We start from the raw sequence: 20,378 nt of genomic DNA, 5'->3' as shown, positions 1-20,378 counted from the left end.
CCCCCGGCGACCGAACCAAATCGGCCCGGCCGTTCGAAAGTCCACCTGCATTCCGAAAAAACACACGACGAAACAACAACGCGACGAAGCACGTATCGAGTCGAAAGGTTCCTGCGGGATGGCTGCCCGGGGACCGACCGAGGTCGGCGCTCACGTCAGACAGCCCGGAGAACATTACGCACGTGTCGGGACAGTGTCAACTTGCCCTCAGGGGCGTATGCTCGCCGTCATGACCATGTGTACGCGTTGCTCCCAGTGGCGGGCCGTCTAGAGGCGGCCCGGGACTCACGTACGCATCCAACGGCCGCCGCTGAGGCGGCCGTTCTCGTTTCCCTGGCCGCGGTCCGCGGCGGTCCCGAAGAGGGACAACAGGAGAGAACACGCCATGACACGCATCTTCAGCGGCATCAAACCCACCGGGCACCTCACCCTCGGGAACTACCTCGGGGCCCTGCGGCGGTGGGCCGACGAGGACCAGCACCGGGCCGAGTCACTGTTCTGCGTGGTGGATCTGCACGCGCTCACCGTGGAGCACGACCCCGCGCGGGTGCGACGGCTGAGCCGGCAGGCGGCGACGCTGCTGCTGGCGGCCGGCCTGGATCCGGCGACGTGCACGGTGTTCGTGCAGAGCCATGTGGACGAGCACGCCCGGCTGTCGTACGTACTGGAATGTGTGGCCACCGACGGCGAGATGCGGCGCATGATCCAGTACAAGGAGAAGTCCGCGCGGGCCCAGGTGGCCGGGCAGAGCGTACGGCTGTCGCTGCTGACGTATCCGGCGCTGATGGCGGCGGACATCCTGGCGTACGGGGCGGACGAGGTGCCGGTCGGCGAGGACCAGACGCAGCACGTCGAGCTGACCCGGGATCTGGCGGTGCGGTTCAACCAGCGGTACGGGCGGACCTTCGTCGTACCGCGGGCGACGCGTCCCGCGGTGGCCGCGCGGGTGATGGATCTGCAGGACCCGCTGGACAAGATGGGGAAGTCGCACGAGGCGACCGGCGGCATCGTGTATCTGCTGGACGAGCCGGACGCGGTCGCCCGGAAGGTGCGGCGGGCGGTGACCGACAGCGAGCCGGGGGTGTCCTACGACCGGGCGGCGCGGCCGGGGGTGGCGAATCTGCTGGAGATCCTGGCGGCCTGCACCGGTGAGGAGCCGGAGAAGCTGGCGGACGCGTACGACGGGAGCGGCGCGCTGAAGGCGGCGGTCGCGGAGGCGGTGGTGGAGCTGCTGCGGCCGCTGCGGGCCCGGCATGCGGAGCTCAGCGCGGATCCGGAGTACGTGGACGGGGTGCTGCGGGACGGCGCGGCCCGGGCCAGGACGCTCGCGCGGCCCCGGGTGGACGCGGCGTACGCGGCGATCGGGCTGCTGCCTGCCTGAAGGGGACGCACCGGAGGGTCCCGCCACGGGGGCGGGCCCCTCCGGCCGGCCGGGCCGTGGTGCGCTCGGCATCGCGGCATCACCCGAGGGGGAAACGGGCCCCGGGCGTCCTTCCGTACATCCGTCCGGGTGCTGTCTGCCGGTCCCCGGTTCCGCCTAGCTGCCGGAGGCCAGTTCGCGGCTGCGGTCGCGGGCCGCTTCGAGGGCGGCGAGGAGGGCGGCGCGTACGCCGTGGTTCTCCAGTTCGCGGATCGCGTTGATGGTGGTGCCGGCCGGGGAGGTGACGGCCTCGCGGAGCTTGACCGGGTGTTCGCCGCTGTCGCGGAGCATGACAGCCGCGCCGATCGCGGACTGCACGATGAGGTCGTGGGCCTGGGCGCGCGGGAGGCCGAGCAGGATGCCGGCGTCGGTCATCGCCTCGACCAGGTAGTAGAAGTACGCCGGTCCCGAGCCGGACAGGGCGGTGGCGGCGTCCTGGTGCTTCTCGGGGACGCGCAGGGTCTTGCCGACCGGCTGGAAGATGGCCTCGGTGCGGGCGAGGTGCGCTTCGGTGGCGTGCCGGCCCGCGGAGATCACGGACATGCCCTCGTCGACCAGCACCGGGGTGTTCGGCATGACGCGGACCACCGGGATGCCGTCGGCGAGGCGCTCTTCGAAGAAGCCGGTGGGGATGCCGGCGGCGGCGCTGATCACCAGGCGGTCGGCGGTGACGTGCGGGGCGAGTTCGTCCAGGAGGGCGCCCATGTCCTGCGGTTTGACGGCGAGGATGAGGGTGTCGGCGGCCTTGGCTGCCTCGGCGTTGTCGACCGGCTCGACGCCGTAGCGGTCGCGCAGTTCGGCGGCGCGTTCCGGGCGGCGGGCGGTGACCAGCAGGTCGGCGGGTGCCCAGCCGGCCCGGATCATGCCGGAGAGCAGCGCCTCGCCGATCTTGCCGGTGCCGAGGACGGCGACCTTCTGCTGGTGCGGCGGGGTCGCCGGGGTCGCGGGCCGGGTCGTCATGGGCGGCTCACCTCAAACGGGACTCAACGGGCATCGAACGGTACGGAGGGTCATCCTCGCAGGGCGGTGCGGGAGGGCGCGCCGGAGTCCGCCTGCCGGAATGCCCGCCGGCGGCCCGTCAATGCCGGTGCGGGCCACCGGGTGCCTCCGGCAGACTGCGCCGATGAGCGCTGATCCGTCCCGGCCCTCCCATGAACGGGCGCTGCGGCACGTCGAGGGTCTGTCGGCCGGGGGGCCGCTGGACACCCGGCTGCGGGTGACGCTCAATTTCCACCCGGACCGTACGGGCGTTCTCGCGGGACTGGCCGCGGCCGGCGTCTACCGTTCGCAGTTCGTCACCGGGACCAGCAACGGCGGCCTGACCGCGTACCCCGGCGGGGACCGGTGGCGCTGGGAGAGCCGGATGTTCGGCGGTGCGTACGACCGGGCGCCGCACACCGAGCGGCCGGTCTACGGTGCGCTGAACTTCCGGCGGAAGGCGGTGGGGGCTGCGCCGCGGTTCGGCTCCGCTCATTTCCGGCTGACGGCGGCGGCGCTGGCCCGTACCACCTTCTGCTATCCGGACAGCTTCGTCGCGTCCGTCACCTTCGGGGTGGCGTCCCGGATGGCGCTGATCGCACGGGCGCGGGACGACGGGAGGGACGCGCTGGACGACTACATAGAGGCTCAGGTGCACGGCCCGGTGCGGCTCGACCGTGACGTGGAGGCGCTGGTGCTCGACCCGAGCCACCGCGGCACCGCGGTGGAGGCCGCCGCCCGCGTGCTGCCGTGCCCGCTGGCCTGGCACGGTGGATTCCGGCTCACCGTCGCGGAGTTGCGCCGGCACCCGGACTTCCGCGGACCCCGTTACGTCGAGCTGGGCGCCGCCATCGCCCAGGACGGCCTGCTCGACCCGCGGATCGTCGGGGAGGCGGCGGCCACCGGGCGGTACGACCCGCAGGACCTCAAGAAGGTCTGGCACTGCGTGGCGCGTCACGGCTGGACCGAAGAGCGGGCGAGCCGCGGGTCAGGCGGTGCGGCGGCGGAGGGTGGCGGCGCCGAGGGCGAGGGCGAGCAGGGCGCAGCCGGCCACGACGGCGAGGTCGCGGACGAAGTGGCCGGTGACGCCGGCGTGCTGGACGACCTGCGTCATCGCGTCCGCGGCGTACGACATCGGGAGCACGTCGGAGAGGCCGGAGAGGACCGGTTGCATGGTGCCGCGCGGGACGAGCAGTCCGCAGAGCAGGATCTGCGGCAGCAGCACCGCGGGCATGAACTGCACGGCCTGGAACTCGCTGGACGCGAAGGCGCTGACGAACAGGCCGAGGGCGGTGCCGAGGAACGCGGAGGCGAGGGCGCCGAGGAGCAGCAGCCAGGGTGAGCCGGTGGTGTCGAGGCCGAGCGCGAGGACGGACAGTCCGGTGGCGATGGCGGCCTGGACGACGGCGACCGCACCGAAGGCGAGGGCGTAGCCGCCGAGCAGGTCGGCCTTGGCGAGCGGCATCGACAGCAGGCGTTCCAGGGTGCCGGAGGTGCGTTCACGCAAGGTGGCGATGGAGGTCACCAGGAACATCGTGATCAGCGGGAAGATGCCGAGGAGTGAGGCGCCGGCCGTGTCGTAGAGCCGCGGGTTGTCGTCGAAGACGTATTTGAGCAGGGTGAGCAGGACGCAGGGCACGACGAGCATCAGGGCGATGGTGCGAGGGTCGTGGGCTAGTTGGCGCAGGACGCGGCGGGCGGTGGCGAGGGTGCGGGCGGCGTTCATCGGGCGCTCGATCCGGTGGTGGGAGCGGTGGGTGCGGCGGTGGGGGCGGCGGTGGGGGCGGCGGTGGGGGCGGCGGCTTCGCGGTTCGCCGCGTCGACCAGGTGCAGGAACGCCTCTTCGACGGTGGCGGCGCCGGTACGGGTGCGCAGGGCGTCCGGGGTGTCCTGGGCGAGCAGCCGGCCGTCGCGGAGCAGCAGCAGGCCGTGGCAGCGTTCGGCCTCGTCCATGACGTGCGAGGAGACCAGCAAGGTGGCGCCGCGTTCGTCGCTGAGCCGGTGGAAGAGCGCCCACAGGTCGCGGCGGAGCACCGGGTCCAGGCCGACGGTCGGCTCGTCGAGCACCAGCAGTTCGGGTTCGCCGAGCAGGGCGGCGGCCAGCGAGACCCGGCCGCGCTGGCCGCCGGAGAGGTTCGCGACCAGGGCGTCGGCGTGCGAGGTGAGGTCGACGTCCCGCAGCACCCGTTCGACGTGTCCGGCGCGGTCGTGGCGGGCGATGCCGAGCACCGCGGCGAAGTAGCCGAGGTTCTGGCGGGCGGTCAGATCGGCGTAGACCGAGGGGGCCTGGGTGACGTAGCCGACGCGGGGCCGCAGGTCGCGGTGCCCGGCGGGCCTGCCGAGGACGGTGAGGGTCCCGGTGACGTGGGCCTGCGAGCCGACGACCGCGCGCATCAGGGTGGATTTGCCGCAGCCGCTGGGGCCGAGCAGGCCGGTGATCCGGCCGCGGGGTGCGGTGAAGGTGAGGTCGTCGAGGACGGTGCGGGCACCGCGTACGACGCTCAGTGCGGCTGCCTCGACGGCGGGGTCCCCGGCTTTATTCATCATGTGGTGAATACACACCCGGAGGGCGGTGCGCGTCAAGCCCGTTGGGGCGGGGGGTGGTGTTGGTGGGGTTCGCGGTGGTGGGGGTGTCCGCGGCGTCGGCGTCGGCGGCGGCGGTGTGTCCGGCGGCGGCGGTGTGTCCGGCGGCGGGTGAGGGGCGGGTCAGGGTTATCCCCTATGGCGTTTATAAGGCGACCGATGGACCGTTGGCGGTATGAGTCGTTCATCCCGTGGAATCGAAGTATCGGGCGCGGAGCAGCGGCACTTGGCCGTGGCGTCGGCGACCCTCGGACCCTGGCGGCCTGCGGCCGTCGTCGGCGCGCTCGGCGGTGGGGTGTCGCTCGCGCTGCACTTGGTGCACGGGCACTTCGGGCTCGGCATCCTGAGCGGGGCCATCTCGGTGGCCGCGCTGCTCTTCTTCTGCGTGGGCGGGGCCGGGGCGGTGCTCGGCTACTCGGCACGGGGCGCGGGCCGCGACCGCCGGATACGTCGCTGGGCGCGGTCCCACCCGTGGCGGGTGGCGGTGGTGCCGGCCGCCGCGATGTTCTTCAGCGACCTGGTGATCCGCCAACTCCTCACCAGCCAGGGCTTCTTCAGCACGATCTGGTCCGGCCTGTGGCACGGCGCCGTGGTGGCGGCGGTGGTGGGTGTCGCCGGCACCGTCTCGTCATCGCGCCGATAACGGCCCCCCGCGGGGTACGCCCTCCGGGCGGGAGCGGGGCAAGGTCTCGTCGCCGACGGACACGGCGGCTGCTTGCTACGGGTACGGGTACGGGTACAGGGTCGCGGCGGGGTGAAGGTCAACGGCCCGTCCGTCCCCCGGTCGGCGCCCGCGGCTGGGTCAGAGGGTTTTGGGGCGGGCGGTTGCCGGGTTGCCGGAGCGGGCGTCGCGGCGGCGGGTGTGGTCGGCGAGGGCGGCCTCGTACTCCGTACGGCGCAGTCGTTCGCCCGGGGCCTCGGTGAAGGAGCGGACGAGGTACGCCAGCAGGGAGCCGACGAAACCGACCCAGTAGAGGTTGCTCGTGGGCTCGGCCACCGGGCGGCGGTGGAGGTACCCGCTCCAGGTGCGCCGGAAGGCCAGCACGCTGCAGACCGCGACTCCCACCACGGCCAGGGTGGTGACGAAGACGCCCATCACCGCGTTGGCGAGGCCCTGGAACCCGTAGGCCAGGAAGAGCAGCCCGGCCCCCACCGAGAGCAGGGCGCCGAGGGTGACTCCCGCGCGGCGCAGGCCGTAGCCGCGGTCGTGCGCGACCCAGCTGGTGCCGAAGTAGCGGATCGGCTCCGGGCGGGGTTCGCCGCGGACGGGCGGCGCGGTGTCGGTCGTCGTCTCGGCTGCGTTGGTCACGAGCACGATTATGTACCGGATTGTGGTGTTTCCCGGGAGCGCCGGGGCGTGGCGCTCCGTGCCCGCCGGGTGGTGGCGGAGCGTAGCTGACGTTCGACGTTCGTGGAACATCGAAAACGTATGATGGTCCCCATGAGGCACGCCGACCCGCATCCCGAGACCGCCCGGCTGGAACTCACCGAGGTCATGGCGGCTCTCAGCGATCCCATCCGGCTCGGCCTGGTACGGCTGCTGGCGGACGGCGCCGAGCGGGGCTGGGGAGAACTGCGGGCGCCGGTGGCGAAGTCGACACTGAGCCACCATCTGAAGGTGCTGCGCGGGGCGGGCCTGACCCGCACCCGGGAGGAGGGCACCCGCTGCTACGTCCGGCTGCGGCGGGACGACGTGGCGGAGCGCTTTCCGGCGCTGCTCGACGCGGTGATCGCCGCGGCCGAACGTGACGAGGTGGGCGCGCACGTCCGGCTCGCTTCCGACGAGGGAAAGGTGGCGGCGAACCGGTGACCACCACGCCGCGGGACCTGCTGATCGTGACGATGGACATGCCGGCCGGCCGGCCCGTCGAGCGCGGGGATCTGTCGCTCGCGCTGGCGGGGGCCGAGCTGATCGATCTCCTGCGGGCGGGGGTGGTGACGATTCGGCGTGACCGGATCGTGGCGGGGGAACGGCCGGACATGGCGGAGCCGTCGTCTGCGGAGCCGGTTGCCGGGGAGCCTTCTTCCGACGAACCCGCCTCCGACACGCCGGTCTCCAGCGAACCCGCCTCCGGCGAAACGGCTGAGGATGCGCGGCCCGAGGCGGTGCCGGCCGCGTCCGGCGGGGCCCTCGACGACACCCTTCTGGCCGAAGCCGCCGCATCGGTTTCCTCGATCGGTCCCGACGAACCGGTCGGCGAGTGGCTCTGGCAGCACGGGCGCGGGCTGGCCGCCACGTATCTGGCCGCCTTCGAGGCGGAGGGGCAACTGGTCAGGGAAGGGCACCGGCGCTGGGGGCTGTTCCGGAGCAGCCAGATGGTGCTGGTCGATTCACCCGCCCGCCGGCGTGCCGCCAACCGCTGGGCCGCCGACGAACCGGTCCTCGCCGCCCTCGCCACCGCGATCGGCGTACGTGACAAGCGCACCCACGACTCACCCGAGGTGAACGACCCCGCCGCCGGCGCCGTACTCGCCGCGGTCACCGACGCGTTGGCCGAACTGGCCGACGAACGGCAGCGGCGCGCCCGGAAACTGGACGACGCGGCCGTGACGAATTACCGCCGGGGTTACTGAACCCGCGGTGCCCTTACGGGACCTGGCGCCAGGAGAAGCAGACCGCGCCGGCGCGGGGAGGACGCCGGGGAGGACGCCGGGGGCCGACGCCGGCTCTAGCTCTTGCGGTGCTCCATCAGGTTGTCCATGACGGCCTTGTGCGCCTCGGGGCACAGACCCTGGTCCGGCGTCGAGACGGAGGTGACCACGCCCATGGCGTCCCACTCGGTGAGCGCGTGCTCCTGCAGGCCGGCCACCACGGTGTCGTAGTCGTCGCCGCCGCGGAATCCGGTGCACGCCTCATCGCCCAGGGCGAGCAGGTCGGCGTCGGAGCGGTTCGCGATGCCGGGGTACAGGGCTCGCGTCATCTTCAGGTAGAGCTGCTGCGCCTGCCGGGACGGTTTGGTGGCGGCGCTCGTCGCCTTCGCGGCGGGGGACTTGTGGTCCGGGGAGCCGCATGCTGTCGCCAGCGTCCCGATCACCGCCGCGAGCAGAAGTACCCGCCCGATTCCGTGCCTGTTCATGTGCCCCCCCACCCGCGCGGCGCGCGCCGCGGCTCTCGACGTCCGCGGAGCGCTCCGCGGGCGTGCAGCATACGATCACGCCCCGCGTGGACGCACAGCGTTTTCACAGACAGCCCCCTCGGCACGGGTTCCGCCTTCCCCTGGCGCGAGCGGGCCGGGCCCTCGGCGGGCCGCGACGTGCGGGTCTTCGGGAAATCGGCGCTCAGGGTGGGCGTCCATGCGCCGTGCACGAGCGGGTGGGACCCTCGGCAGGGCCGCGACGTGCCGGACCTCGGGAAACGGCGCTCAGGGTGGGCGTCCATGCGCCGTGCACGAGCGGGTGGGGCCCACGGCCGGCCCCGACGTGCCCGGTCCTCGGGGAATCGGCGGGGCGCGGTGCCGTCCCGCCACTTCGTTCGGGTCGGACGACGCCTCGGCGTCCCGTGGAGCGCCGTGGGCCGCCGGGCACATCGCGTGGATCCACCGGCCGGCAGAGGTCCGGCCGGCGGGGGCCCGGCGGCGCGCGGATGGGTGCCGTGCGGGGCGGGTTCGCAGAAGAGGTCGGCCCGGTGGTCGCCGAGGCCCCGGCGCGACTTGCCCGCCCGTCCCGGCGCCGCGGGGTGGGAGGTGCGGGCGGGGGATCGCTGGGCAGCGGCGGTGGGAAACCCGGGGCGCCCCCGGGACAATGGGCCGATGGACATCAGAGCGGTCCGCGCCGGTGAACTCGCGCTTCTCCAGGAGATCGAGCGGGCCGCCGGCCAGTGGTTCCGCGGCATCGGGATGCCGGAGATCGCCGATGACGAGCCCTTTCCGCTGGAGGTCCTCGACCGCTACCGGCTGGCCGGGCGCGCGTGGGTCGCGGCCGACGCCGCCGACACGCCGGTGGCGTATCTGCTCGCCGATCCCATCGACGGCAATCTGCATGTCGAGCAGGTCTCCGTCCACCCGGACAGCGCCCGCCGCGGCATCGGACGCGGTCTCCTCGTCCACCTCGCGGATCGGGCGTCGGCCGCCGGGGTTCCCGCACTGACGCTCACCACCTTCGCCGAAGTGCCCTGGAACGCGCCCTACTACGCCCGGTGCGGTTTCCGTCCGCTCGACGTGCCCGGTCCTGGGCTCCGGGCGGTGTGCGCGCAGGAGGCGGCCCACGGGCTGGACCGCTGGCCCAGGATCTGCATGTGGCGAGGGGTCAGGTGCGTGGGGGGCGGAGGCCGGCGAGGAGGAGGTCGGTGAGGCGGTGGGCCAGGGGGCGCTGGGAGGGGGCGCCGGCGATGAGGGTAATGCCGGCGAGGGCCATCAGGACGTCGGAGGGGTCGGCGTCGGGGCGGATCTCGCCCGCTTCGATGCCCGCTGAGACGAGGCCGCGGCCGGCCTCGGTGAGCAGGTCGCGGGTCCGCATGCGCAGACCGTCCTCGGCGGCGAGGATCGCGGGCAGGGCGTCGGCCATGCCGTGCTTGGTGGCCATGTAGTCGATGAAGAGGTCCATCCAGGTGCGCAGTGCCCGGACCGGGGGCTCGGTGGCGAGGAGTTCGGGGGCAGCCGCGCAGAGGCGGGCCGTCTCGTTGCGGTAGGTGGCCTCGATCAGGCGCTCGCGGGTCGGGAAGCGGCGGTAGAGCGTGCCGATGCCGACGCCGGCCTCCTTGGCGATGGCCTTGAGGGAGGCGTCGGCGCCCTCGTCGGCGAAGGCCCGGGCCGCCGCTTCGAGCAGCCGGTCCTCGTTGAGCTGCGCGTCGGCGCGCAGCCGCCGCTCCTCCGCCTTCTCCACTGCCATGTGCCCTCCCCGGCGTGCCCAGGTTGCTAACCGGAGCCGAGTCCGCTTACGCTGGAAACCGGACCCGGCTCCGCTTACCAGTGTACGGGCCTTACCCGAGGAGGACGACATGACCGGACGACTGCAGGACACCGTGGCGCTGGTGACCGGCGCCAGCAGCGGCATCGGCGAGGCGACCGCCCGCGCCCTGGCCGCGGAAGGCGCGGCCGTCGCGCTGGTGGCGCGGCGCCGCGACCGGCTGGAGAAGCTGGCCGAGGCGCTGCGGGCCGACGGAGCCACCGCCCTGGTGGTCGAGGCGGACATCACCGACCAGCAGCAGGCGACCGACGCGGTGGACCGCGTGGTGACCGGGCTCGGCCGCCTCGACACAGTGGTCAACAACGCCGGGCTGATGCTCATCGGCCCGGTCGCGGACGCGCCGGCCGGCGAGTGGGAACGGATGCTCGACGTCAATGTGCAGGGGCTGCTGCACATCACCCGGGCCGCGCTGCCGCACCTGCGCGGCGCCGCACAGGACTCGCCCCGCCGGGTCGCGGACCTGGTCAACATCAGCTCCACCGCAGGCCGGGTGGCACGGCCCGGCACCGCCGTCTACAACCTGACGAAGTTCGGGGTGAACGCCTTCTCCGAGGCCCTGCGCCAGGAGCTGCTGCCCGACCGGGTACGGGTGAGCGTGGTCGAACCCGGCACGGTGGACACCGAGTTGGGCTCCCATGTACGCGACGGGCTGCGCGAGGCGATCCACCGGCAGACCGCGGAGATGGAGATGCTCCGGCCCGAGGACATCGCGGACGCGGTGGCGTACATCGTCACGAGGGAACGCCGGGTGGCGGTCAACGAGATGCTGGTCCGGGCCGGCGAGCAGACCTGGTGACGGCCGGCCGGAAAGGCCGAAGGAGCCGGGCAGACCAAGAACCGCACGGGCCAAGAACCGCACGAGCCGGCGGACGCGGGGGAGCCGAAGGACCCGAGCGACCCAAAGGACCCAAAGGCCGGAGAAGCACGCGTCCCCCGGCGCCCGCACGGATGCGGGCGCCGGGGGACGGTGCCGGCCGGAGCCGCCGGCCCTCCCACCGGAGGTGAACCGTCAGATCTCCAGCTTGCTGACATCGCGGACCGCGCCCTTGTCGGCGCTGGTGGCCATCGCGGCATAGGCCCGCAGCGCCGCGGAGACCTTGCGGGTGCGGGACCTGGGGGCGTAGACGCCGTTCAGCGCCTCCCGCCGGGCCGCCAACTCCTCCTCGGACACGAGGAGTTCCATCGTGCGGTTGGGGATGTCGATCCGGATCCGGTCGCCGTCCTCGACCAGGGCGATGGTGCCGCCCGAGGCCGCCTCGGGAGAGGCGTGGCCGATGGACAGGCCCGAGGTGCCGCCGGAGAAGCGCCCGTCGGTGACCAGCGCGCAGACCTTGCCCAGGCCCCGGCCCTTGAGGAAGGACGTCGGGTAGAGCATCTCCTGCATGCCGGGGCCGCCGCGCGGGCCCTCGTAGCGGATCACCACGACATCGCCGGGCGTGACCTGCTTGGCCAGGATCTTGTCCACGGCCTCTTCCTGCGACTCGCAGACGACGGCCGGGCCCTCGAAGGTCCAGATCGACTCGTCAACGCCCGCGGTCTTCACCACCGCGCCGTCCACCGCGAGGTTGCCGCGCAGCACGGCGAGGCCGCCGTCGGCGGAGTAGGCGTGGCCGACGTCACGGATGCAGCCGCCGGCCGCGTCGGTGTCCAGGGTGTCCCACCGCTCGGACTGCGAGAACGCCTCGGCGGAGCGGACGCAGCCGGGAGCGGCGTGCCACAGCTCCACGGCTTCCTCCGACGGCGAGCCGCCGCGCACGTCCCAGGTGTCGAGCCAGTCCTTGATGGAGGCGGAGTGCACGGTGTGCACGTCCTCGTTGAGCAGACCGCCGCGGTAGAGCTCGCCGAGGATGGCCGGGATGCCGCCGGCCCGGTGCACGTCCTCCATGTAGTACGTGCCGCCGGGAGCGACGTTCGGCGCGACCTTGGCGAGGCAGGGCACCCGGCGGGAGACCTCGTCCATCTCGGTGAGGCCGTACGCGACCTCGGCCTCCTGGGCGGCGGCCAGCAGGTGCAGGATCGTGTTGGTCGAGCCGCCCATCGAGATGTCCAGCGCCATCGCGTTCTCGAAGGCCGCGGGGGTGGCGATGTTGCGGGGCAGTACGGAGTCGTCGTCCTGCTCGTAGTACCGCTTGGCCAAGTCCACGACCGTGGCGCCTGCCCGCTGGTACAGCGCCTTGCGGGCGGTGTGGGTGGCGAGCACGGAGCCGTTGCCCGGCAGCGCCAGGCCGATCGCCTCGGTGAGGCAGTTCATCGAGTTGGCGGTGAACATGCCGGAACACGAGCCGCAGGTCGGGCAGGCGTTCTCCTCGATACGGAGGATGTCCTCGTCGGAGACGGACTCGTTGACCGCGTCGGAGATCGCGTTGATCAGGTCCAGCTTGCGGACGGTGCCGTCGACGAGGGTGGCCCGGCCGGCCTCCATCGGGCCGCCGGAGACGAAGACCGTCGGGATGTTGAGGCGCAGGGCGGCCATCAGCATGCCGGGGGTGATCTTGTCGCAGTTGGAGATGCAGATCAGGGCGTCGGCGCAGTGCGCCTCGACCATGTACTCGACCGAGTCGGCGATCAGGTCCCGGGAGGGGAGGGAGTAGAGCATGCCGGCGTGGCCCATGGCGATGCCGTCGTCCACCGCGATCGTGTTGAACTCCCGGGGCACCGCACCCGCCGCGAGGATCGCCTCGGAGACGATCCGGCCGACCGGCTGGAGGTGGGTGTGGCCGGGTACGAACTCGGTGAAGCTGTTGGCGACCGCGATGATCGGCTTGCCGATGTCGGCACTGGCGACGCCGGAGGCGCGCATCAGCGCGCGGGCGCCTGCCATGTTGCGGCCGTGGGTGACCGTACGTGACCTCAGCTCGGGCACGGTGTCCACTCCCTTGGGTTCACTCGCGTTCGGGGTACGAGCCGGCGTGCCGCCGCGGCTGGGCGGTTCGCCACCGGCTCGGCCGCGCGCGTGCTGACGTGCACGCGGTGACCTGCGCTCGCACGCACGCGTGCAAGCGTGCTGACGAGCGTACGCCCGTCGCCCAGGATTCGGACGCCTGGTCCGCACTGCGGGACGGACCGTCCCGCGGTACGTGCCGGGTCCCGGCCCGTACGACGCCCGGATGACGCCGGCACGACGCCCGTACGACACTGCCGCCACGGGCTACGGGCGGGGCGAGCCCGGCGTGACCGCGGGATCGGTGAGGTAGTGCTGGAGGGTCGGGGAGACGAGGTCGACGAGCTGGGCGGGGTCGGCGGAGGCGAGGGGTTCGACCTTGACCACGTACCGCAGGAGGGCGACGCCGACGAGGTGCGAGGCGGCCAGCTGGACCCGGAACTCGGGGTCGGGGGCGACCAGCCCGCCGGCCACCTTCGCCAGGACCGTCCGGCTGACCAGGCCGCGCAGCACCGACGCCGCGGTTTCGTTGGTGACCGCGGAGCGGACGACCGCCAGCAGCGGCTCCCGGGTCGCCGGGTTCTCCCAGATCCGCAGGAAGAAGGAGGCGACCCGCTCCCCCATGCCGTCCACCCCGCCGACGACCGCCTCCGGGATGTCGGCGGCCGGTGCGAAGGAGACCTCGATGGCCGCCGCGAAGACCTGCTCCTTGGTGCCGTAGTAGTGGTGGACCAGGGCCGGGTCCACCCCGGCCGCCCGGCCGATGGAGCGGATCGACGTCCGGTCGTAGCCGCGCGCGGAGAACTCCTCACGGGCGGCGGCGAGGATACGGTCCTTGGTCGCGCCGGTCGGCGTGCCGGACGGCCGTCCCCGGCGGCGCGGCGCGCCCGCGGAGGTGCCGGACCTCACCGGCGGACCCCGGCGGCGGCTGCCAGGTGCAGCCGGGAGAAGGCGAGCGCCTCCGCGAGGTCGGTCTCCCGTTCGGCCGCGGACATCGCCCGGCGGGTGTTGACCTCGACCACGATGTGGCCGTCGAAACCGGACCTCCCCAGCGACTCCAGCAGTTCGGCGCACGGCTGTGTGCCGCGCCCGGGGACCAGGTGCTCGTCCTTCGCGGACCCGGCGCCGTCGGCGAGGTGGACGTGGGCGAGCCGGTCGCCCATCCGCTCCACCATCGCCATCGCCCCGGCCCGCGAGGTCGCGGTGTGCGACAGGTCCACCGTGAAGTGCCGGTAGTCGTCCTGGCTGACGTCCCAGTCGGGGGCGTAGGCGAGCATCTCCCGGTCGCGGTAGCGCCACGGGTACATGTTCTCGACCGCGAAGCGCACATCGGTCTCGTCGGCCATCCGCCAGATCCCGCGCACGAAGTCCTTGGCGTAGCCGCGCTGCCAGCGGAACGGCGGATGGACCACGACGGTGGAGGCGCCGAGCCGGTCGGCGGCCTTCTTGGCGCGCTGGAGCTTGACCCAGGGGTCGGTGGACCACACCCGCTGGGTGATCAGCAGGCAGGGCGCGTGGACGGCGAGGATCGGGATGCCGTGGTAGTCCGACAGGCGCCGCAGGGCGTCCACGTCCTGGCTCACCGGGTCCGTCCAGACCATCACCTCGACGCCGTCGTAGCCGAGCCGGGCGGCGATCTCGAAGGCGGTGGCGGTGGACTCCGGGTAGACGGAGGCGGTCGACAGGGCGACCTTGGCGCGGGGCAGGCGGACCGGACGATTCGCGTCCGTTTCGCCGCAGCGCAAGGGGTCCCGTCGTTCAGCCACGGAAGACAGCGTACGGCGGCCGGCCGGTGACAGGTTCCGCCGAGCCGCGGGCACCGCTCCGATCAGGCCGGGTCACCCGGGCCTCACCTGTCCCGCAGCCACCGCCGCAGCGGTCCGGGACCGACCGCTTTCCCGGGTCCGGCGGCCACCGTCCCGCCGGCGGCGGAAGCACCCCCGGAGCCGCCGGAGCCGCCGGAAATACCGGAACCACCGGCGTCCGGCCCGCCCCCGGAGCCGCCCGCGCCCCCGTCCGGTCCGCCGCCGGAACCACCGGCGTCCGCCCCGCGCTCCGCGACGACCGTGCCGGCCCCGCTCTCCGCCACCGTGTCCGGCGTCCGCGGCGCCTCGGCGGTGATCCGGGCCGGCTCGGCGACCATCACATCGAGCTTCCGCAGGATGACGCCCTCGCGCAGCGCCCAGGGGCAGATCTCCAGCTCGTCCACCCCGAAGAGGTCCATCGCACCCTCGGCGACCAGCGCGCCCGCCAGCAGTTGCCGGGCCCGGCCCACCGACACGCCGGGCAGTCCGCGGCGCCGCTCCACCGTCATCCCGGAGAGCTTGGGCACCCACTCCTCCAGCGCGGACCTGCGCAGGGTCCGCTGCACATAGAGGCCGTCCGCGCTGCGGGCAGCGCCGGCGATCCTGGCCAGCTGGCGGAACGTCTTGGAGGTGCCGACGGCCAGGTCGGGCCGCCCGAGGCGGGCGAAGTCCGCGACCGTACGGGCGATTTCGGCCCGGACGTGCCGCCGCAGCGCCCGTACGTCGTGCGAGGACGGCGGGTCGCCGGGCAGCCATGCCCCGGTCAGCCGGCCGGCGCCCAGCGGCAGCGACACCGCCGCGTCGGGGTACTCGTCCATGCCGAAGCCGACCTCCAGGGAGCCGCCGCCGATGTCCAGCACCAGCAGCCGGCCGGCCGACCAGCCGAACCAGCGGCGTACCGCGAGGAAGGTCAGCCGGGACTCGTCGGCGCCGGAGAGCACGGTCAGCCGTACGCCCGTCTCCCGCTCGACCCGGGCCAGCACCTGCTCGCCGTTGACCGCCTCCCGCACCGCCGAGGTGGCGAACGGCAGGACGTCCTCCGCGCCCTTGTCCTCCGCCACCCGCATCGCGTCGGCGACGGTGGCCACCAGCCGGCTGATCCCGGCCTCGCTGATCGCACCGTCCTTGTCCAGGAGTTCGGCCAGCCGCAGTTCCGTCTTGTGGGAGTACGCGGGAAGCGGGCGCGCACCCGGGTGCGCGTCCATGACCAGCAGATGGACGGTGTTGGATCCCACGTCGAGCACTCCGAGTCGCATGCTCCGACGCTAGCGCGACCTGTCGGGCCGATGGCGGGCGGATGGCGGGCGTACAGCAGCGGAAACAAGTCCGGTTGCGGCATTCCGTGCATTCCGGTCGTACGGCATACGCTTGGGCGCGTGGCGAAGGCGAAGACCCGCAAGGGTGACAAAGGCAGCGGCAGGCAGCATGACGAGGCGGAGCTGGACTTCGCCAGGGCCTGGGTGGAGTTCGTCGATCCGGCCGACGAGGAACAGGTCTTCCGGTGCGACCTGACCTGGCTCACGTCCCGGTGGACGTGCATCTTCGGCAGTGGCTGCCAGGGAATCGTGGCCGGGCGCGGCGCCGACGGGTGCTGCTCGCTGGGGGCGCACTTCTCCGACGACGACGACGAGAAGCGGGTGGCCGGCCATGTGGCACGGCTCACCCCGGAGACCTGGCAGTACCACGGCCAGGGCGCCGGCGACGACGGCTTCTGGGCGGAGGAGAACGAGGAGGGCGAACGGCAGACCCGGGTGGTCGACGGAGCCTGCATCTTCGCCAACCGGGCCGGTTTCGCGGGCGGCCAGGGCTGCGCGCTGCACGCGCTGGCGCTGCGCGAGGGACGCGAACCGCTGGAGACCAAGCCGGACGTGTGCTGGCAGCTGCCGATCCGGCGCACCTTCGACTGGGTGGACCGGCCGGACGACACGCGGGTCCTGGTGGTGTCGATCAGCGAGTACGACCGGCGCGGCTGGGGCCCGGGCGGGCACGACCTGCACTGGTGGTGCACCTCGGCGAGCTCGGCGCACGGCGCCGGGGACCCGGTGTACGTCTCCTACCGGCCCGAACTGACCGAGCTGATGGGCGAGGCGGCGTACGCCGAGCTGACGGCGCTCTGCGACGCGCGGATGGCCGCGGGGCTGCCGCTGGTGGCGCCGCACCCGGCGGACCCGGTCACCCTCTGACCCCGATCCCCCGCCGCTCCTGTCCCCACCCGTTCCCGCCCGGCCCCCGCGCCGGCGTCAGGACGCGGTGGGCACGGGGGACGCGCTCTCCGGCGGGGCCGACGACTCCGACGGGGTCGGGGTCGGGCTGTCGGGCGGGGTGGTGGGCGGTGAGGTCGGCGGCGAGGTGGGCGTGTCCGGCGTGGACGGGCTGTCGCTCGGCGTCGGGGTCGGCGGGGAGGAGACCGGCGGCGGTGCCGACCGGGTGGACGACCCGCGCAGGGTGACCGTGGCGTGGCCGGGCGAGAAGGAGATCCGGGCCGACCAGGAACCCGTGGGTTCCAGCGAACGGTCCACCGTGATGACCAGCGTGACCGACTGCCCGGGCTGCAAGGTGCCGCCCCTGGTGGAGAGTTCCAGCCAGTAGGCCGAGGTGGCGGCCTGCCACCGCACCGGCGTGGCGCCGGCCGCGGTCAGCGTGACCAGTGTGCTGCCGCTGCCGGCCCGGGCGGCGACCGTCAGATACCCCGACCCGTCCGACGGCGGCGCCGCCGACGGCGAGGAGACGGCCACCGTGGTCGAGGACGGGTTCCCGGCGGCCGACGGCTCCCCCGAGGGCGTGCCGGACGGTGCCGCCCGCTGCGAAGGATGCGAACTGCCCGCCTTCTCGTAGGGCACTCCGTCCAGCCCGTCCCGCTCGCTGGAGGTGCGGTCGGACCCGTGGCCCTCGCCCAGCGGCGCCGCCTGGTACGCGGCCCACAGCGCCAGCACGGGCGCGGCGACGACCGCCGCCACCACCGTGCCGGTCACCGCCCGGTGCCGCAACTGGGCCCGCCGCGACGCCCGGTCCTTGAGGTCCAGCGGGAAACCGCGCCGGTCGAACCGCGGGGTGGCGTCCCGCGCCCGGCCGAGCCCGGCGTCCATGGCGTGCAGCAGTGCCGCGTACGCCGCCGACCGCGGCGCCTCGATCAGCACCAGCACGGCCGTACTGACCGCGGCGTCCGCGGCACTCACGCCTCCCGGCCACGGACCGGAGGCCACCACGCGTTCTGCCGTCCGCCGGCACATCGCGCAGTCGTCCACGTGCCGCACCAGTTCGGTGCGCAGCGCCGGGCCGAGCAGCACCCGTGCGTCCCCGGCGAGCTGGGCCACCTCGGCGCACCGCCCGGTGTCCATCACGGCCAGCGCGGTGCGGGTCCGCTCCACCTCGCAGGCCGCCCGGGCCAGCAGCGCCCGGGCGGCGTCCTCCTCCATGCCCAGCACATGACCGACCTCGCGGGCCGACAGCTGGTGCCGTACCGCCAGTTCGAGCGCTTCGCGCTGCTCGGGTGTGGTGCCGGCCGCCTCCGGCCAGGCCAGTGCGGCCAGTTGGGCGCGGCGCTGCTCGGCCACCGCGTCCGAGGCGAGCGGGGTGACGGCCGGCGCCTGGGCGAGCCGCCGCAGGCACACCCACCGGGAGAGCGCGTACAGCCAGGACCGGCGCAGCGCCGGATCGCGCAGCTTGGCCCGCTGCCGCTCGGCGAGCGCCAGCACCTCGCCGAGCGCCGCGGCGGCGGCGTCGTGCTCGCAGAGGATGGACAGGCAGTACGTGAACAGGCCGTCGAGATACGGCTCGTAGTGGGCCGGTGGCTGCATGGGCAGCGTGCCGTACGGCCGTGGGACCCGGGCGTGTCCGCGTGCCTTGCCGGGGCCGGCGTCGCTCTTCCGGCCGGGCCCGGCCGGCCCGGCGTCGCGCCCGGCCCGCTCGCGCTCCTGCTCGGCGCGTTCGGCTCGATCGGCGCGTTCGGCTCGATCGGCCCGCTCAGGTCGCGTCCGCCCGGCCGGCGCTCGGTGCTTGCGGTGCGCGCCGGTGGTCTGCGTGGGGCTCTCCTGCCTGCTCATCACCGGGCGACGGTAGGCCCGTCAGGCCGTTCGGCTCGACGTTCCGGGCTGACATTAATCCTTATGGGTAGTGATCCGCCCCAAAGGGGGACGAGAACACCCCCCGGACGAGTGAACGCCCGTACTGGCGGCCGAGGTCCGTGCCGTATGCGTCATGTGCGCCGCATGCGCGGTCGTACGCTCCCCCGGTTGTCGTACCCGGCCAGTACGGTGAGTGGCATGGCCACCCGCAAGCCCGCTCCGAAGGACCGTCCCTCCTACCGCTGCGCCGAATGCGGCTGGACCACCGTCAAGTGGCTCGGCCGGTGCGGCGAGTGCCAGGCGTGGGGGACGATCGAGGCATACGGCGGCGCGCCCGCGATCCGCACCACCGCGCCCGGCCGGGTCACCACCGCGGCCCAGCGGATCGGCGAGGTGGACGGCCGCCAGGCCACCGCCCGCTCGACCGGCGTCCCGGAGCTGGACCGGGTGCTCGGCGGCGGCCTGGTGCCCGGCGCGGTCGTCCTGCTGGCCGGCGAGCCCGGCGTCGGCAAGTCCACGCTGCTGCTCGACGTGGCGGCGAAGGCGTCCAGTGCCCAGTCCCCCACGCTCTACATCACCGGTGAGGAGTCGGCATCGCAGGTGCGGCTGCGCGCGGACCGGATCGGCGCGCTCGCCGACCACCTGTATCTCGCCGCCGAGACCGACCTGTCGGCGGTGCTCGGCCATCTCGACGACGTCAAGCCGGCGCTGCTGGTGCTGGACTCGGTGCAGACCGTCGCCTCCCCGGAGATCGACGGCGCGCCCGGCGGCGTGGCGCAGATCCGCGAGGTGGCCGGCGCGCTGATCCGGGCCTCGAAGGAGCGCGGCATGTCCACGCTGCTCGTCGGCCACGTCACCAAGGACGGCTCGATCGCGGGCCCGCGGCTGCTGGAGCACCTGGTGGACGTGGTGCTGAGCTTCGAGGGCGACCGGCACGCGCGGCTGCGGCTGATCCGCGGCATCAAGAACCGGTACGGGGCGACCGACGAGGTGGGCTGCTTCGAGCTGCACGACGAGGGGATCATCGGGCTGGCCGACCCCTCGGGGCTCTTCCTGACCCGGCGCGACGAGCCCGTGCCCGGCACCTGCCTGACCGTGACCCTGGAGGGCCGCAGGCCGCTGGTCGCCGAGGTGCAGGCGCTCACCGTGGACACGCAGATCCCCTCACCGCGGCGCACCACCTCCGGCCTGGAGAACTCCCGGGTCTCGATGATGCTGGCGGTGCTTGAGCAGCGCGGGCGGATCAAGTCCATCGGCAAGCAGGACATCTACACGGCCACCGTGGGCGGGGTGAAGCTCACCGAGCCTGCCGCGGATCTCGCGGTCGCCCTGGCGCTGGCCAGCGCGGCCATCGACACGCCGCTGCCGCAGAATCTGGTCGCGATCGGCGAGGTCGGCCTGGCCGGCGAGGTGCGCCGGGTCACCGGCGTCCAACGGCGCCTCTCCGAGGCCCACCGGCTCGGTTTCACCCACGCCCTGGTGCCCCCGGACCCGGGCAAGGTCCCGGCGGGCATGAAGGTGATCGAGGTCGCGGACATCGGCGACGCACTGCGGGCCCTGCCCCAGCGGACCCGGGCCTGAGGGCTGACGCATCCCGCCCGCCGGGGCCGGGGCGTCCTGGGACGCCCGGGACAGGGCCGACGCATCCCGACGGCCCGGGACAGGGCCGAAGCGTCCCGGGGCGCCCGGCGCGGTCCGGGGCGCGCGGGCAGCCGGCGGCAGGGGGCGGAAGGCCGTGAAAG

18 protein-coding genes and 2 pseudogenes are annotated in these 20,378 nt (G+C 73.6%); 9 read left to right on the top strand and 11 right to left on the bottom strand.

All coding sequences use genetic code 11. The features are described 5' to 3' along the window. Positions 1–385: 385 nt before the first annotated feature. Positions 386–1,381 carry a tryptophan--tRNA ligase gene (trpS, locus tag OG552_RS20840; RefSeq protein WP_329135123.1) on the top strand — a complete coding sequence of 332 codons (996 nt, stop codon included), beginning with the start codon at positions 386–388 and terminating at the stop codon, positions 1,379–1,381. Positions 1,382–1,537: 156 nt separating this feature from the next. Here the strand turns inward: trpS and proC are convergent, their stop codons facing one another. Next, positions 1,538–2,380, bottom strand: coding sequence for a pyrroline-5-carboxylate reductase (gene proC, locus OG552_RS20835; RefSeq protein ID WP_329135121.1), 843 nt, complete (start codon positions 2,378–2,380; stop codon positions 1,538–1,540). Positions 2,381–2,543: 163 nt separating this feature from the next. Here proC and OG552_RS20830 point away from each other — a divergent pair. Beyond that, positions 2,544–3,359: pseudogene (locus tag OG552_RS20830) on the top strand (DUF3626 domain-containing protein); the annotation flags it as partial. A gap of 27 nt (positions 3,360–3,386) precedes the next feature. Here the strand turns inward: OG552_RS20830 and OG552_RS20825 are convergent. Then, positions 3,387–4,124, bottom strand: a complete 738-nt coding sequence (locus tag OG552_RS20825) for an ABC transporter permease (protein ID WP_329135119.1) — start codon at positions 4,122–4,124, stop codon at positions 3,387–3,389. Next, the gene (locus OG552_RS20820; RefSeq protein ID WP_329135117.1) at positions 4,121–4,945 is read right to left on the bottom strand and encodes an ABC transporter ATP-binding protein; all 825 of its coding nucleotides are present in this window, start codon (positions 4,943–4,945) and stop codon (positions 4,121–4,123) included. Before OG552_RS20820 ends, OG552_RS20825 begins: the two co-directional genes overlap by 4 nt. Positions 4,946–5,156: 211 nt before the next feature. On the opposite strand from OG552_RS20820, the gene OG552_RS20815 reads away from it, so the two are divergent. Then, positions 5,157–5,624 (top strand): hypothetical protein, encoded by a 468-nt coding sequence (locus OG552_RS20815; protein WP_329135114.1) that lies wholly within the window; start codon positions 5,157–5,159, stop codon positions 5,622–5,624. 159 nt (positions 5,625–5,783) lie between these two features. On the opposite strand, the gene OG552_RS20810 is transcribed toward OG552_RS20815, so the two are convergent. Then, positions 5,784–6,290 (bottom strand): hypothetical protein, encoded by a 507-nt coding sequence (locus OG552_RS20810; protein ID WP_329135112.1) that lies wholly within the window; start codon positions 6,288–6,290, stop codon positions 5,784–5,786. Between the two features lie 132 nt (positions 6,291–6,422). Between OG552_RS20810 and OG552_RS20805 the strand changes: the two genes are divergently transcribed. Both OG552_RS20805 and OG552_RS20800 read left to right on the top strand, forming a co-directional pair. Next, positions 6,423–6,791, top strand: coding sequence for an ArsR/SmtB family transcription factor (locus OG552_RS20805; protein WP_329135110.1), 369 nt, complete (start codon positions 6,423–6,425; stop codon positions 6,789–6,791). Continuing rightward, a complete protein-coding gene (locus OG552_RS20800) occupies positions 6,788–7,555 on the top strand; it encodes a GPP34 family phosphoprotein (RefSeq protein WP_329135107.1) in 768 nt (255 codons plus the stop codon). Before OG552_RS20805 ends, OG552_RS20800 begins: the two co-directional genes overlap by 4 nt. Positions 7,556–7,650: 95 nt before the next feature. Here OG552_RS20800 and OG552_RS20795 read toward each other — a convergent pair whose 3' ends face one another. Beyond that, positions 7,651–8,058 carry a DUF732 domain-containing protein gene (locus OG552_RS20795; RefSeq protein ID WP_329135105.1) on the bottom strand — a complete coding sequence of 136 codons (408 nt, stop codon included), beginning with the start codon at positions 8,056–8,058 and terminating at the stop codon, positions 7,651–7,653. Positions 8,059–8,730: 672 nt separating this feature from the next. On the opposite strand from OG552_RS20795, the gene OG552_RS20790 reads away from it, so the two are divergent. Continuing rightward, positions 8,731–9,270 carry a GNAT family N-acetyltransferase gene (locus OG552_RS20790; protein WP_329135103.1) on the top strand — a complete coding sequence of 180 codons (540 nt, stop codon included), beginning with the start codon at positions 8,731–8,733 and terminating at the stop codon, positions 9,268–9,270. On the opposite strand, the gene OG552_RS20785 is transcribed toward OG552_RS20790, so the two are convergent. After that, on the bottom strand, positions 9,227–9,808 hold the full coding sequence (locus tag OG552_RS20785; RefSeq protein WP_329135101.1) for a TetR/AcrR family transcriptional regulator: 582 nt from the start codon (positions 9,806–9,808) through the stop codon (positions 9,227–9,229). The genes OG552_RS20790 and OG552_RS20785 overlap by 44 nt on opposite strands. A 109-nt stretch (positions 9,809–9,917) precedes the next feature. On the opposite strand from OG552_RS20785, the gene OG552_RS20780 reads away from it, so the two are divergent. After that, entirely contained in the window at positions 9,918–10,682 is a 765-nt protein-coding gene (locus OG552_RS20780) for an SDR family NAD(P)-dependent oxidoreductase (protein WP_329135099.1), read from the top strand. Positions 10,683–10,895: 213 nt separating this feature from the next. On the opposite strand, the gene ilvD is transcribed toward OG552_RS20780, so the two are convergent. The 4 genes and pseudogenes from ilvD to OG552_RS20760 all read right to left on the bottom strand — a co-directional run. Beyond that, complete coding sequence (gene ilvD / locus OG552_RS20775; RefSeq protein ID WP_329135097.1) at positions 10,896–12,749, bottom strand: dihydroxy-acid dehydratase; 1,854 nt, start codon at positions 12,747–12,749, stop codon at positions 10,896–10,898. Between the two features lie 285 nt (positions 12,750–13,034). Beyond that, the gene (locus OG552_RS20770; RefSeq protein WP_329135095.1) at positions 13,035–13,676 is read right to left on the bottom strand and encodes a TetR/AcrR family transcriptional regulator; all 642 of its coding nucleotides are present in this window, start codon (positions 13,674–13,676) and stop codon (positions 13,035–13,037) included. Next, positions 13,673–14,533 carry a sugar phosphate isomerase/epimerase family protein gene (locus OG552_RS20765; RefSeq protein WP_329135093.1) on the bottom strand — a complete coding sequence of 287 codons (861 nt, stop codon included), beginning with the start codon at positions 14,531–14,533 and terminating at the stop codon, positions 13,673–13,675. The genes OG552_RS20770 and OG552_RS20765 overlap by 4 nt, the downstream gene beginning before the upstream one ends. 374 nt (positions 14,534–14,907) lie before the next feature. Continuing rightward, a pseudogene (locus tag OG552_RS20760) lies at positions 14,908–15,828 on the bottom strand (Ppx/GppA phosphatase family protein); the annotation flags it as partial. A gap of 120 nt (positions 15,829–15,948) precedes the next feature. On the opposite strand from OG552_RS20760, the gene OG552_RS20755 reads away from it, so the two are divergent. Then, the gene (locus tag OG552_RS20755; RefSeq protein ID WP_329135091.1) at positions 15,949–16,755 is read left to right on the top strand and encodes a hypothetical protein; all 807 of its coding nucleotides are present in this window, start codon (positions 15,949–15,951) and stop codon (positions 16,753–16,755) included. A gap of 57 nt (positions 16,756–16,812) precedes the next feature. Here the strand turns inward: OG552_RS20755 and OG552_RS20750 are convergent, their stop codons facing one another. Further along, the gene (locus OG552_RS20750) at positions 16,813–18,615 is read right to left on the bottom strand and encodes a BACON domain-containing protein (protein WP_329135089.1); all 1,803 of its coding nucleotides are present in this window, start codon (positions 18,613–18,615) and stop codon (positions 16,813–16,815) included. A 219-nt stretch (positions 18,616–18,834) separates the two neighbouring features. Here OG552_RS20750 and radA point away from each other — a divergent pair, with 219 nt between their 5' ends. Beyond that, positions 18,835–20,217: a DNA repair protein RadA gene (gene radA / locus OG552_RS20745; RefSeq protein WP_329135087.1), complete on the top strand. Its 1,383-nt coding sequence runs from the start codon at positions 18,835–18,837 to the stop codon at positions 20,215–20,217. Positions 20,218–20,378 lie beyond the last annotated feature (161 nt).

This window comes from Streptomyces sp. NBC_01476, from assembly GCF_036227265.1.
Taxonomy (GTDB): domain Bacteria; phylum Actinomycetota; class Actinomycetes; order Streptomycetales; family Streptomycetaceae; genus Actinacidiphila.
This window is presented reverse-complemented; position numbering and strand designations above follow the sequence as displayed.